Here is a 12,774-nt window from a genome sequence, read left to right on the forward strand (position 1 = left end):
GGATAAGAAACTTTTGCGTATCTGTCTGAATGACAGCGTTGAGTAGTGAGAAAGAAAGTTGTCGGTAACGATTTAGCGACAATATAACTGCGCTGAACTACTGCGCTTTGCATCTCGTCAAACAACTCAGATACAAAAATAGCTTAATTTCTTGATTGGGCAATTAGTTTGCCACGATTTTAATATAGTCTAATATACCTGTTCTATTATTTAGAATAAAGATCCCTTGCATTCTATCTAACTAAAGTTGTCCACCTATACCCTTATATTTTTCTATAAATGAAGCAATCTTTTTGAAAACGCTTTGCTTTTTCGTCAAATACAGTGGGTTCAGAGGACTCATCTTAGGTAAAATAGCGTTAAGTTCCGTTCCGTTTTCGCTTGCATACTCACGCTTTAAAGAGGTTAATATATAACGTTTTGCCTCTTGCTCATTTAGGTTCTCATCAGCAATTAACTGTGCTGCCTCTACTCTCAATTTTTCTTGTGCATAGCTATAGAAGGAATCCAGAATACTTGGTTTATCGCAGATAGCGTCTAAATCTGTTTCGTTGATATAATCAACCACTAAGCTCTCTTTTGCTCTATTGCCAATACTTGCACGGATAACCCTGCGGATTTCCTCAATCAATGCAACTTTGTCGCTGGTCTTTTTGTTATGTTCAAAAATTAGTTCGAGAATATAGTCGAGGTTTATCTCTTGAGATTTTAGCAAATCGACCTCAAAGACTACATCATCCCAATCAACCTTCGACTTCTCCTCTTCTTTGCCACTTCTCTCACGTCTTAACCAGTCACGAATATCATTATAGGTAGACCTGTAATCTTGAATTGTCCGATCGGGTAGTACCTGAATTTGTTGCATTGTGGCTATGTCCTCATCTGTCATAAAGTTCGCCTCTTTGAATGCTTCAACGGCTTGAGGATCGTTTATGTCTATTGCTTGAAGAGCCTTTAGGTGCGTAAATTCATCGTAATTTTGTAGGATATTTTCTACACGCAGGTACTCACCGAATAGTTTTACAAACTCCTTTTTATCGCTCTCGGTAATTATTTCTTCCGGCGTTGGGAACTTCTCGTTTAGCTCCGCTACAACTTCTATGTAACCTCTACGTGCTTCGCCTGTCACAATATCCGTAAAGCCCTCCAAATACTCTTTGTAGCTCTTTTCGAGTACTACATTTCTTGTGCTACTATCCCCGAATGTTTGAATTGCCTGAATTGTCGCAGCCTCCAAATCTCTAAAAGTAACGATATTACCAAACGTTTTGGTAGCATCATAAATTCGGTTAGTACGAGAGAAAGCCTGCATAAGTCCGTGATATCGCAGGTTTTTATCCACAAATAGCGTATTGAGTGTAGGAGCATCAAATCCCGTAAGGAACATGCCTACAACAATAACAAGATCAACCTCTTTGCTTTTTACTCTTTTGGCAAGGTCACGGTAATAGTTCTGAAACTCTTTGCTATCAACACCATAACTTGTTTTAAACATTGCGTTATAATCGTCAATAGCCTTGGTTAGAAACTCTTTAGCACTCAGATCCATTGCCGTAGGCTCAAAGGTTTCGTCAACTATCTCGCCTATTGCGTTTTGCTCTTCGTTGGCAGCAAAAGAGAAGATGGTCGCAATCTTGAGCGGTTTTTCACTATCCTTTTGCAGAAGGTTCAGCTCCTCATAGTAACATTTTGCGGCATCAATCGAACTAACTGCAAACATCGCATTAAAACCTTTTCCTCCTCCTTGGGTACGATGGGTTTTGATTCTGAAATTCTGCAAGATATATTGCGATATCTCTTTTATGCGAGCAGGGTGAAGCATTGCTTTTTTATACTCTGCTGAGCTCAGTTTTTCCTCATTTTGCTCTGACTCAATCCCCTTGAATTTAGGTCGAACATCGTTGTAATCAACTTTGAACTTCAATACCTTTTCATCTCTGATTGCATCTGTGATGACATACGAGTGCAGCTCACGACCAAATACGCTTGCGGTTGTCTCATCTCCCAAAGCATTTTCAGGAAATATAGGCGTTCCAGTAAAACCGAATTGATAGTATCGTTTAAACTTTTTCCGTAAGAGCTTTTGAGCCTCTCCGAACTGCGAGCGGTGACATTCATCAAAGATGAATACTACCTGTTTTTGATAGATTGATAATTCACCTTCGCTCTTCATCAAGTTGTTTAACTTCTGAATGGTGGTAACTATAATCTTGTTGTCGTCTCTTTCGAGGTTTCTTTTTAACCCTGCCGTACTATCAGATCCATTAACACTATCGGGAGAGAATCGTTGATACTCTTTCATCGTCTGAAAGTCAAGATCCTTGCGATCCACCACAAAGAACACTTTGTTGATAAAATCAAGCTGTGTTGCCAGTCGAGCCGCTTTGAAACTGGTGAGGGTTTTGCCCGATCCTGTCGTGTGCCATATATATCCGCCACCTTCGGGCTTAGACCATTGCTTTGCTTGAAATGAGCTTTTAATTTTCCACAGGATTCTCTCGGTTGCTGCAATTTGATAGGGTCGCATGATTAGCAGCGTGTCGCTTGTGTCGAAAACCGAATAGGTGAGCAACACATTTAGGAGTGTGTTCTTCTGGAAGAACGTAGCTGTAAAGTCTTTGAGATCTTTGATTAGGGTGTTGTCGGCTTTTGCCCAGTTCATCGTAAAGTCGAAGCTATTTTTATTTCGCTCTGTAGTATTTGCAAAATATCGGCTATCTGTTCCGTTCGAGATAACGAAGATTTGCAGGTACTTGAATAGAGAATTTTCTCGGTTAAAACTCTCTTTCGTATAGCGGTGTACTTGATTAAACGCTTCACGGATAGCTACGCCACGCTTTTTTAACTCCACTTGCACCAACGGCAACCCGTTGACCAATATGGTAACATCGTAACGATTGGCATGTGTTCCGGTCTGCTCAAATTGTGATATTACCTGTAATTTGTTACGATTAATATCCTTTTTATCTACTAAGTAGATATTTTGGATATGCCCATCGTCAAATACAAAGTCATGGATGTGATTATCGTGTATTTTTCTTGTCTTCTCAACGAGGTTGTCACTTGGCTTATCCAAATACTCCTCCACATAACGCCCCCATTCAGCATCGCTAAACACCACATTATTAAGCTCCTGAAGTTGTGCTCTTGCATTGGCTAGCATAGCTTCGGCACTCTTTATTGAGGGGTTTTCATAGCCTTGATTGATTAGGTCTTGTATAAGCTCTCGTTCGAGGGCAAACTCCGTTTGATAACCAACAGGAGGCTCACTCACCATTGAGTACTTGGCATACTCATCAAGAACTATGAAGTTTTTAGATTCTGCTATGGTGTTATATTGGTTCATCTAGTAATTTTTTTATGGTTGTCTAAAATGATACGTTGTTTTTAATATATCTACCAACTCCTTCAATGCAGTTTTAGCTTCTTCGGTTATAGGCTGTATTTCCTCTCCGTGGTGCTTATTATGACTGTAGAGATTAATTATGCGATTGTAATATTCTTTACGATCGCCATCTGGCAACAGTTTTTTCCACTTTCTATAACCTAAAAATGTACACGTTTTCTCTAGAATATTACGCATAAAATTAAAGTGATATTTCTGAATATCCCCTGACTTAATCGCTTTCTCTATTTCAGTCAAAAGAAAAAGATGATAAGAAAAAGGCGTGTCTGTTGAATTTATAAGCGCATAAGTACCATCATCTAATTTTTCTAATCGTTTTTTATCCGAATCTCTTTTACGATCATATTTCTTCTCTACATCATTCTCAAATTCATTAAAAAGTACATTGTAAAACAAAGGATTGTGAGTTGTAATTATGTAATGTACATTAGAAGTACTGGTCTTTACTAATTCTGCAATATTTACTGCTAACTCAATCAAATGGTTATCGTCTAATGAACTTACAGGGTCGTCAATAAACACATATTCTAAGTCATTAAAATCTTGAGTCGCTCGATTTGTTAGATCATCTTCGTTTAAGGTTTCAACAATCTGCTCAAGCAAACTATAAAAGATACACCAAATTAAATTACTTTCTTCTCCCTTTGAGATTTTTATATTCTCAACTTTTTGCTCATTACCACCCTCAATAGAGAAGGTGATTTCAGAATAGGCTCTTATCGTCTGCTCTTTGCCATCCTTGTCTTTTATTGTGTACTGCTCATTAAAGTTAGGCGTTAACTTATCATTTGTGTAACGTTGAAAATTAGAACCGATATTTTTGTCCTGACCTTGATCTTTAAGAAAGTTTAGAGCTAATTCGGTAAAGCCGTTAGGTCTTATCATCAATTTTCTATTTTTGTCTGTATCTAAATCATTATCCCAGTAGAATAAGTCTTCGGTATAAGCATTATAGTATAGAAATTTAATTTTACTTTTTTCATCTCTCTTATCTTTGGGGTCTATCAACTCTTTTAACTCACGTGATAAGCGTGTTTTACCTATACCATTAAAGGCATAGATTAGTTGTACTCTCTTCGTTGATTTTTGAAGTTCTTCTGCTATTTCCGTTAATGTCTGTCCCATATTATGCTTCTATGTTATCGGTTGAAAATGTTAGTAACATATCTCGGTAGTATTCATATTGTTTTTGTCTTAGTTCAATCTCCTTAGGCAAGCCTTCACTCATTGAGGTAGTGAAAGTATCAAACTTATCGAGAATGGAAACGATGCGTATTTTTTCCTCTGGAGATGGATTTGGAATTTTTATGCTGTTTAAGTTCTTCTGATTTAATTTTGGTTGAGCCGCGCCAGAAATATATGGAGTTAAATCAATGCTATTCAAATAGTATTCTACAAATCTTCTATCTGAATAAGTAGGGAATTTCAATACATGAGCATGATTATTTACCCAATTTTTTCCACTTATGCTGAATGCTATCGGTGTATTTCTAGCAATTAAATTTGCCCCATCTTCTGAAACTAACAGAAAATCTCCATCGAAAATGTAATCTTTAACGTAGTCTACAATACCCGAAGCCCCATAATATGGAATTTCACCTGCCTCTCTGGAGCCGCTTGTTACAGGTTTTCGAATTGAGTCAAGGTTTTCAGCTAAAATTTCTAATGGCTTCCACTCAACCTCTTTTTCGTTAAAGTTAAGCAACTGGTCACGATAGTAGTTATACTGCTTTTTGCGAGCTGTAAGCTCAGCTGTAAGCTCAGCTGTAAGCTCAGCTGTAAGCTCCGTAAAAGTATCTAATATACGAACTATTTCTTTTTGAATTGCAAGTGATTTTTCCGGATTATCTGGACATGGAATAGGGATTTTGAATTCTTCAGTATCAGGAGTTGATATCTGTGGCATTTGCATCCTATTGCCAATATTCTGAAAATAAGGCTCATTTATTTTTAAGAAATAATAAATGAATTTTATGTCAAGGTACTCATTGGGGGAATAATATGACCACATCTCATTTTTATGAGAGAATGGCTTATCATAGTACTCAAATTCAATGACTCCACGAGACTTAACAATAATAGACGGTTTCCTATTTATATCTTTTTCAGGTATGTCTTTAAAATCAACAAAAGCGACAGTCTTACCTCCTGCAAAAATTTTCAAAGGTGCTTGATTCTTGTGCATTTGTTTCATTTGTTCCGCCGTGATCTTTGTTCCAGTTGTGCGAACGAGAGCTTTGCTTATTTCTGTCCACTCAACCTTGACACCATCTAATAATTTATCTAAATAACTCATGCCTCAATCTCCTTTAAAATAGTGTCAATATCTGCACGGAGTGCATTTATCTTCGCCACCGTTTGTGAAATTTCTGCATTCAGTGCCGTAATATCTACCTTCTCACGATTATCCTTTGCTTCCACGTAGGAGCTAACGGAAAGGTTATAGTCCTTTTCGGCAATATGTTTGTTGTCTACCGATTTAGCAATATGATCAACATCTTCTTTTCGGTCGAATATCTCCATAATCCTCTCGATATGCTTATCCTCAAGAATATTGTTGTTGGTTACCTTCTTGAAAAAATCTTCCCCACTTGCATCTATAAACTGCGTTTTTGTATCTCGTTTATTCTTAGCAAGTACCAAGATATTTACAGCTATCGAAGTGCCATAAAACAAGTTAGGAGCCAGTGAAATAACCGTCTCTACAAAGTTGTTATCCACTAAATACTTTCTAATCTTTTGTTCCGCACCACCACGATAGAATATACCGGGGAAGCAGACAATAGCCGCCCTGCCTCTGCCTGAAAGGTAGCTTAGTGCGTGCAGTACAAATGCAAAGTCTGCCTTTGACTTAGGAGCGAGCACTCCAGCAGGAGCAAAACGGTCATCGTTAATCAGCGTAGGGTCGTCCGAGCCAATCCAATTTACAGAATATGGCGGATTGGAAACAATGGCATCAAAAGGTTTGTCATCGCCAAACTGTGGATATCGAAGCGTATCACCAAGTGCAATATTAAACTTATCGTAGTTCACATTATGCAAAAACATATTCATGCGAGCAAGGTTATAGGTCGTGTGATTTATCTCTTGACCAAAGAAACCCTCTTCAATAATATGATTATCGAAATGTTTTTTAGCTTGTAAAAGTAGCGAGCCTGAACCACAGGCAGGGTCATAAATCTTATTCACGCTTGTCTGTTTGTGCATAGCAAGCTGTGCGATGAGCTTGGAAACGTGTTGAGGCGTAAAGAACTCACCTCCCGACTTGCCTGCATTAGCGGCATAGTTAGAGATGAGAAATTCATAGGCATCACCAAACAGGTCTATCTGATTATCTTCGAAGTTTCCAAAATTCAACTCCTCCACGCCTTTCAACACGGCAGCTAAGCGACTATTTTTGTTCTCAACCGTATTACCAAGTCGGGTGCTGGTAGTATCGAAATCGGCAAACAATCCTTTTATATCTTCTTCCGAAGGATAACCGGTGGCAGAACTCTCAATCTCATTAAATATGTTTTTTAGCTCCGTGTTCAGATTCGGATTTGTATTTGCTGCCTTGGCTACATTCACAAAAAGCTGACTCGGATATATAAAATACCCTTTGGTCTTTATTGCATCATGTTTAATCTCTGGTGTAATTACACTGTCAGGTAAATTAGCATAGTTAATGTTATCATCGCCTCCCTCGATATAATTAGAGAAATTTTCGCTTATAAAACGATAGAAAAGTGCTCCCAGCACAAACTGTTTAAAGTCCCAGCCATCAACAGCACCACGTACTTCATTGGCTATTTTCCATATCTTGGCTTGTAACTCAGCCCTTTGATTTATAGTTGTCATCTTTATTATATTGTTTCAGTATGATTATACGCAGAAATATCATTTGCTTTTATTGATTAAATCTCTTCTATCAACATTCAATAGCTCAGCTATTCTTGAAAGAGTTACCAGATCGGGTTGCGAAACGTTAGTACACCATTTAGAAACGGTAGACGGATCTTTGCCCAATTCTTTTGCTAACCATTTACCAGTCCTCTTCTTTTCAACAAGAACTATTTTAAGCCGATTTATATCTTTCATTCTAGTCATTTTATTGAATCTACTACAAATATATTGATTTATCTGAATTAAGGGAAACAAATTATCTTTTTTTAATTGTTATCTTTGAATCGCCCGACTACGGAGGAGCGATTCCGCCCCGCAGGGCAAGGCTTTCGGGAGTAACCCGAAAGGTATCGAGTTACTCGATACACACCTTGCTATGTTCCGACGAACATAAAATCCGACAGAAGTCGGATTGATGAAGAACGGATTTCGACCGCTTCATGAAGCCGTGCGATACGCCTTGTCGTTCGGGTGCAAGGCAGAGATTTCCGAGGCTACTTTTCCGAGTTCTAAAACGCCAACTACCGGTAAAAACGATGCAAGCGATATTTTAGGTAGGTTTGAATAACGACAGAGATACGGAACGGATACGGCAATTCCAATCCTTGCGGACGTGTTGCCGCAAAACCTTACCGATTTATGGAGCGAGCGGTTCGAATAGTTATTGCAGCAAAGAGGCGTTGTCGTACAGATTTACGGATTTACTGTCGTATTGTCGTGGGACCCGCAGATGTTCGAACACAAACCAATCAGAGTAAGATACAAGAATTTGTCGATAAAATACCCGGCAGATGAAAACGATAACGGGCAGGTTTTGAAGCCTGCCCGTCGTTCTTAACAGATGAATCCCTCCTTATACTGAATGATAATCGGAGCCGCTGCCCGTGCCGGGGCGGTAGCCCGTCGGATTAGCCATTTGCGCAGCACCGCCGCACCCCGTGTATTGAGCCGGAACGCAAGGGAGGCCACGACCTCCATGTTATACACGTCCGCGCCGTTGCCGTTTTCCAGCCGGATGTACTTGCAGACCTCGTAATCGTGCAGTGTATCGCTTTTAATGATTGCCTTGATACCTGCATTTACCACTCCGGCAGTCGTGCCGAACAATTCGGCAAGCTCCATTGCCGTCATCCATACCTCGCTCCCCGTCAGGGTTACACCGTTTTCGCGGATTGTGATTCTATCTCTTTTCATTGTACATTCGTTTTTAGATGGTTTGACAAATAAAATTCTCCATTTGCTCGATACGCCGCGAGAGTTTTTCCATATCGCGGCTCACCTTTTCTGCCGTGATTTTGGCGTAGATTTGCGTCGTGCGGATGCTGCGGTGTCCCGACATTTTGGACAGAGTTTCGATGGGCACGTCGTTCGACAGGCATACGGTCGTCGCGTAGGTGTGGCGGCTCATGTGCCACGTGACATTTTTCTCGATACCGCATTTTCTCGCAATCACCTTGATGCTGTTCTTGCAGTTGGCATAGCACAGAACGGGCAGCAGTTTGTCGCCCTCGGCCATGCCGTCGTATTTCTCGATGATATGCTTGGCAACCTCCAGCAAGCGGATATTCGATTCCGTACCCGTCTTTTGTCGGTTGGTAATAATCCACAGATGGCCGTCGAACGAGGTTTGCAGGTTCGCTTTCGTTAGGTTCGCCATATCCGTCCAGCTCAATCCCGTAAAGGTGCAGAAAATGAACAGGTCGCGGATCACCTCGTAACTCTTCTTTTTGAATGTCCCGTTAATCAGCAGCTTGATTTCCTCTTTGGTCAGGAAACCCCGCTTCGTTTCCTCTTTGGTGATGCTGTACGCGAAGAACGGATCGCGCTGCAACAGTCCGTTATTGACGGCCATGTAGATAATCTTACGGAACGGCATCATATACGACCAGACCGTATTGTTGCAATGGTTCTTTTCGGTTTTGAGAAACAGCTCGAAGTCGGTAATAAATGCCGGAGTAAGCTCACGTAGAGCAATGTCGCTGACCTTGTACCGCTTTTCGATAAACTCCGCGAGGTGGTTATAAACGGTGCAGTATTTCCAATAGCTGCGCAGGCTTTTGAGCTTGCCTACCTGCTTTTCGTAATCCTCGTTATGCTGCCGGAAGACCGCCAGCAGCGTTTCGTGGTTCATGCCTAAACCCAGATAGGCGTTGCGCACTTTCTCGGCGGTTACATAATTGTCCCGGTCGGCGATTTTCTGATAGGCTTGGTTGATACCCACGCGGATTTTATCCAGCATCCGGTTGGCCTCCTGTGCCACCACGCTGCGACCGGACACGCGGCCTAACTCCACGTTCCACGATTTTTCCTCCACGTCCAGCTTGCAACTGAACTGTGCGATTTTGCCGTTTACCGTAATTCGGCACATCACCGGAACAAGCCCGTTCTTCTTCGGGGCGTTGCGTTTCAGATAGAATAAAACTTTGAAAGTCGATCTCATAACTCTACAATTTTTAGTGAACAAAATTATTTCTTGTAGAGCCGTTTGTCGATACGCAAAATGCAGCGAATCAGCGCAATCGCACCCGAAAACCGACTTTTTTCGAGGTGTGCAGCCCATAATCCGAAATTCCCGCTACATTTGCAGTCAGAATCCTCCGAATCGAGCTTGTAATTCAGCATGTTGGAAGCCTCCCAAAAACTCCGCCACCGTTTTGAAAAGAGTAACGGGATAGTAACGTAACTCCGGTTTCATTTGGCTTTTTAGCGGTTTCACTTGGCTTCATCCTTGCAGTCCGTTTTCCTCTAAACCCCTTATTTACAACCTTCCTGCGCTCATCTGCTCAATCTCTCGGTTTTTATTCTTATCTTTGCAGAAGACAATCCATTGTCCGGCAGGCGGCAACCCCGGTGCGGCGCGGAGAAATCCGGCCCGGCTCCGGCAGACGCGCCCCTGCGACCAACAACAATTTAAACGACAGTGCCATGAAAAGATACCTGACGATTTTGCTGCTGCTGACGGGCTTTGCAACGACAGCCGGCGCCCGCGAGGTTTTTCCGATCAACGAAGGGTGGCGCTTTTTCTTCAAGTCGGAGAAAACCTCCGACAACGCCCGCCACATCACCCTGCCCCATAGCTGGAACACCGACCCCCAGGCCCAGGGCAACTGGCTCGAAACCACGGGCAACTACCAGAACGGCATGTACATCCCCGTGGAATGGTCGTCCAAGCGCCTCTTCGTGAAGTTCTACGGCGTACAGTCGGTCGCCGACGTTTTCGTCAACGGCTACCACGTCGGCACACACCGCGGCGGCGCAACGGCCTTCACATTCGAAGTCACCGACAAAATCCGCTTCGGGACCGACAATGCGCTGCTCGTGGTGGTCACCAACAGCGGCCGCGACGACGTGCTGCCCGCTTCGACCGACATGAACCTCTACGGCGGCATCTACCGCGAAGCGGAGCTGATCCTCACCGAGCGTACGGCCATCTCGCCGCTCTACCTCGGTTCGGACGGCGTACTGGTACATCCTCAGACCGTCAGTCCCGAGAAAGTCGAGGGTGAAATCGAGGTACACATCACCTCGAAAGGCGACAACAACTGCTCGCTCAACATCGAGATCACCAATCCCGAAGGAGAGCAGGTCTTCTCGAAACGCCAGAAGGCGCGCCTCGACGGCAAACCCGTCACCGTACCCTTCGCGGTGGACAACCCGAGGCTGTGGAACCCGCACGACCCGGCGCTCTACACCGTGACGGCCTCCATCGGCGAAGACAGCATCACCGATAGCGTCGTCGTCCGCACGGGCTTCCGCACGATCGGCGCCAGCACGGCCGAAGGGCTGACGATCAACGGCGAGCGCATCCCCGTACACGGCGTCGCGCTCTACCACGACAACGCCCTCTCGGGCGGAACGCTGGTCCCGGAGGATTACGACACCGACCTGAAGATGATCCGCACACTGGGAGCCAACGCCCTGCGTTCGGCGGTTATGCCGCATGCGCAGTACCTCTACGACCGCTGCGACGAGCAGGGAATGTTGGTCTGGATCGACGCACCGCTGCACCGCTCGTCGTTCCTCGGCGACGTGGCCTACTACGCCACCCCGGCTTTCGAACAGAACGGAATGAATCAGTTGCAGGAGATCATCGCCCAGAATATCAACCACCCGTCGGTGGTGATGTGGGGCATCTTCTCGCGCCTCTGGATGCGCGGCGACGACGTGACGCCTTATATCCGGCGGCTCAACGAGACAGCCCACACGATGGATTCTTCGCGTCCGACGGTAGCTTACAGCGACCAGAACGGCGACATCAACTTCATCACCGACCTGATCGTCTGGCGGCAGGACGTAGGCTGGCGGCGCGGTTCGACCGACGACGTGATCGTCTGGCGCGACCAGTTGCAGAAAAACTGGTCCCACCTGCGCTCAGCCGTAAGCTACGGCGGCAGCGGATTTATCGGCCACAAGAGCTACACGGCACAGTCCGAAATCCGCTCGAACTGGATGCCCGAGGAGAAGCAGACGCGTTTCCACGAGGAATATGCCAAAAACCTGCAAAACGACTCGCTGTTCTGGGGCGTATGGATCGACAACATGTTCGACTACGGCTCGTCGCGCCGCGCCTACGGGGTCAACGGCGCAGGGCTCGTGACGCTCAACCGCCGCGAGTGCAAAGACGCCTACTACCTCTACAAGGCGATGTGGAACAAGGAAGAACCGACGCTGCATATCGTCGACAAGCGGCGCCGCCTGCGCGACTACGATATGCAGGCGTTCCGCGTCTATTCGTCGGCAGGCGTGCCGACGCTGGTCGTCGGCACAGACACACTGGCCATGAGCGAATACGCTCCCTGCCAGTACCGGTCCGATTCGGTGTCGCTGCGGGGTAAAACCGAGGTGAAAGCCGCGGCAGGAGAGCTGCGCGACAGCGTGACTATCCTTGTCGGCAACGTCCTAAAACCGAAACGGACGCCGGTCCTTCGGCGAACAACAGGTCCGCAAACGACAAATTAGGCACGAAAGGCATTCTCTCCGAGAAGACCTGGAAATAAGGCTCGGCAATCAACGCCGGGCCTTCTTTGCGCTTGGGCCGCAGGTCGAAGTCTCCGGGGGCGGCTTCGACGTAGGTTCGGGAAAGCGCCGGCATCGGGACCTTCGCCAGCGAGCACATCACGTCGAGCAGTCCCAGGTTGTAATCGGCGAGAAATTCATATTCCCGGCGGTAGAAGGGCTCGAACCGCCCGGCGTAGAAATCGAAATAGGGCGACGACTTGTAAGAAGCGACCAACGCCCCCCAGTGCTGGTGCTGCCACCGCTTGGAGTAATCGAGGCGCACGTCGCGCACCGGCTGGCCGGGACGGTTGGCATTGCGGACGTGCACGGTAAGCTCCATCACGCCGTTCGCAGCCAGTATCCGTGCGCGGTTGCGCTCGGAACGTTTCACGAAATGTTCGCCCAGGTCCACGACGCAGCCGCCGCGCACCAGGTGCGTGAAATACTCCACCGACGGGAGGTATGCAAGGGGAAGGATCGTCATA

The 12,774-nt window shown here is 45.0% G+C and carries 9 protein-coding genes; 1 reads left to right on the top strand and 8 read right to left on the bottom strand.

The features are described from left to right. Window positions 1-241: 241 nt before the first annotated feature. The 7 genes from I2E69_RS03790 to I2E69_RS03820 form a co-directional block, all read right to left on the bottom strand. A complete protein-coding gene (locus tag I2E69_RS03790; protein WP_195458838.1) occupies window positions 242-3,346 on the bottom strand; it encodes a type I restriction endonuclease subunit R in 3,105 nt (1,034 codons plus the stop codon). A gap of 12 nt (window positions 3,347-3,358) precedes the next feature. After that, window positions 3,359-4,531: an AAA family ATPase gene (locus I2E69_RS03795; RefSeq protein ID WP_195458840.1), complete on the bottom strand. Its 1,173-nt coding sequence runs from the start codon at window positions 4,529-4,531 to the stop codon at window positions 3,359-3,361. Between the two features lies 1 nt (window position 4,532). After that, window positions 4,533-5,702 (bottom strand): restriction endonuclease subunit S, encoded by a 1,170-nt coding sequence (locus tag I2E69_RS03800; protein ID WP_195458842.1) that lies wholly within the window; start codon window positions 5,700-5,702, stop codon window positions 4,533-4,535. Further along, complete coding sequence (locus tag I2E69_RS03805) at window positions 5,699-7,246, bottom strand: type I restriction-modification system subunit M (RefSeq protein WP_195458844.1); 1,548 nt, start codon at window positions 7,244-7,246, stop codon at window positions 5,699-5,701. Before I2E69_RS03805 ends, I2E69_RS03800 begins: the two co-directional genes overlap by 4 nt. Window positions 7,247-7,285: 39 nt before the next feature. Next, window positions 7,286-7,495: a helix-turn-helix transcriptional regulator gene (locus I2E69_RS03810; RefSeq protein ID WP_171035763.1), complete on the bottom strand. Its 210-nt coding sequence runs from the start codon at window positions 7,493-7,495 to the stop codon at window positions 7,286-7,288. Window positions 7,496-8,125: 630 nt separating this feature from the next. Further along, window positions 8,126-8,485 carry a hypothetical protein gene (locus I2E69_RS03815; RefSeq protein WP_195458846.1) on the bottom strand — a complete coding sequence of 120 codons (360 nt, stop codon included), beginning with the start codon at window positions 8,483-8,485 and terminating at the stop codon, window positions 8,126-8,128. A 13-nt stretch (window positions 8,486-8,498) separates the two neighbouring features. Beyond that, window positions 8,499-9,731: a site-specific integrase gene (locus tag I2E69_RS03820; RefSeq protein WP_195458847.1), complete on the bottom strand. Its 1,233-nt coding sequence runs from the start codon at window positions 9,729-9,731 to the stop codon at window positions 8,499-8,501. 485 nt (window positions 9,732-10,216) lie between these two features. On the opposite strand from I2E69_RS03820, the gene I2E69_RS03825 reads away from it, so the two are divergent. Further along, complete coding sequence (locus I2E69_RS03825; RefSeq protein ID WP_195458849.1) at window positions 10,217-12,250, top strand: glycoside hydrolase family 2 protein; 2,034 nt, start codon at window positions 10,217-10,219, stop codon at window positions 12,248-12,250. On the opposite strand, the gene I2E69_RS03830 is transcribed toward I2E69_RS03825, so the two are convergent. Further along, the gene (locus tag I2E69_RS03830) at window positions 12,171-12,773 is read right to left on the bottom strand and encodes a WbqC family protein (RefSeq protein ID WP_195458850.1); all 603 of its coding nucleotides are present in this window, start codon (window positions 12,771-12,773) and stop codon (window positions 12,171-12,173) included. The genes I2E69_RS03825 and I2E69_RS03830 overlap by 80 nt on opposite strands. Window position 12,774 lies beyond the last annotated feature (1 nt).

Origin of the sequence: Alistipes sp. D31t1_170403_E11 (assembly GCF_015553985.1) — a bacterium.
GTDB lineage: Bacteria > Bacteroidota > Bacteroidia > Bacteroidales > Rikenellaceae > Alistipes > Alistipes montrealensis.